The sequence below is a fragment of the Endozoicomonas sp. SESOKO3 genome (assembly GCF_024606255.1).
On the sequence record NZ_JAHHPR010000781.1, the window covers coordinates 1 to 1,677 of the forward strand.

The window sequence follows — 1,677 nt, forward strand, 5'->3', positions numbered from 1 at the left end:
GTATGGCGATACCCAGCCTGAGTGCTTCTGTCAATTGGTAGTGCAGGCCCGCATGGATGACATAGCCCTTGTTGTTATTGGCTTTCCTGCCAACAGCGTCATAAAGCTGGTTTTCTACTCCGGCTCCGCCGCCAAAAAATGACAAGGTGCCTGATTCCGCGTCTTTCCAGCGATGCTGTGCCAGTTCATTGAAAATATTGTTATTCAGTGTGGTTGAGTGAGAGTCTGCAATTCTTGGCAAGCCGCCGACTTCGGTGGCCCCCCTGATGGCCGACAAAATATAATCGCTGCCTATTTTGTGCATGACGCTGGAGGGGTGCAGGCCATCCCAGAATATTGACTTCTGTGCAACCCCCGTTGTGATGCGTTCTCTCTGGTCTCCCCCCTGATCAGGCGCTCTGCATGGGACGCCAATTGGCTCACCCTTAACCATACAGGTGATATCGGTATTTTCAGAGGAAAGATCAATGAAACCGAAGGCTGCCGCGTTATCAGACACCTCTGTAACCAGACCAGACAGATTCATATAGAAGATATTGGCACTGGACTTTCGGAGCTCTGTGAGGACGGCGTCATCAATCGCTTTACTGGCCATACTGAGTTGGTCACGGGTGCCAGATAACTCACGCTCTCCTCCTGGTGTTTCTCCAAGATTGGGAACATTGAGCAAAACGATATAACGAGCGCCATAGCTTTGGAGAGCATTGACACTGCCCACCATGTTTTGAGCAACTTCCCGGGTTCAAAAGCTATAGACTGGAAATTTATGAAAGAGTTCCGCGAACCTGACCGGGGATGGCAAAAATTTTTTAGCAATTTGTTGCCACCACAGTAAGGCAGTCTATTCTCGAACAGACCCTTAGTTTAATTGGAGCACAGGAACAATGGAATGACCGACGCCAACTGATCGAAAAAACAGGTTTATCATGAAAGCAGTCCCGTTTTTAAAGCCCTCTTACCGAAAAGTACTTTCAGCAGCAGCTCTTTCTTTAACGCTATCCCCTGTAAATGCAAATGAACTTTATAGTCAGTTTTTTAGTTTTGGGGACAGTATCTCAGATACCGGCAACCTGAAAATCCCTTTTTCCGGGCGTTTGTTCCCACTCACTTTCTCAGACAAAACTTTATACAATCAGAATATTGCCGGCACAATGAGGCTTGATCTTAGCCCTTCTGTGACGGGTGGCAATAACTTTGCCGTGAGTGGCAACTCCAGTGAGGAAATTCTTTTATCAATCACGTCTTTCAACCGAAGAAATGAATGCTCTGCTCAGGGACATGGAGCGGACAGAACGCAGCGGACAGTGTAACCATGGAAGACCCACCTGGACCTTATTGACACTGGATCAGCTGGACAAACTGTTTTTGAGAGGGCGCTAATTTACCCCGGAGCCAGTGTATCCGCCAAGAAAGCAGGGCTGTCTGACTATCCTTTCCGCTCCAACAAACCATCCACAGCCTTTGACAGAATAACCAGACAGCCCAATTCGAGAAAACTCTGACTTTAGATGGACCAGGATATACCTAGTTGCAGGGCCTGATAATCTGTCTGATAGTCATCTGCCTTGCTGAACTGGTAGCTGCCGTAAATTTCCATATCGGCTGTCAGGCTGTGCCCCACTCTCACCTTCATTCGCCAGGCATCGTTGCTAGTGATATCAGCGGGTAGATAGGCCG

The 1,677-nt window shown here is 48.2% G+C and carries 1 protein-coding gene; it reads right to left on the reverse strand.

What is annotated here, in order from left to right:
* Positions 1-721, reverse strand: a 721-nt coding sequence (locus KDK18_RS13705; RefSeq protein ID WP_257255493.1) for an SGNH/GDSL hydrolase family protein, incomplete at its 3' end; no start/stop codon positions are given.
* Positions 722-1,677 lie beyond the last annotated feature (956 nt).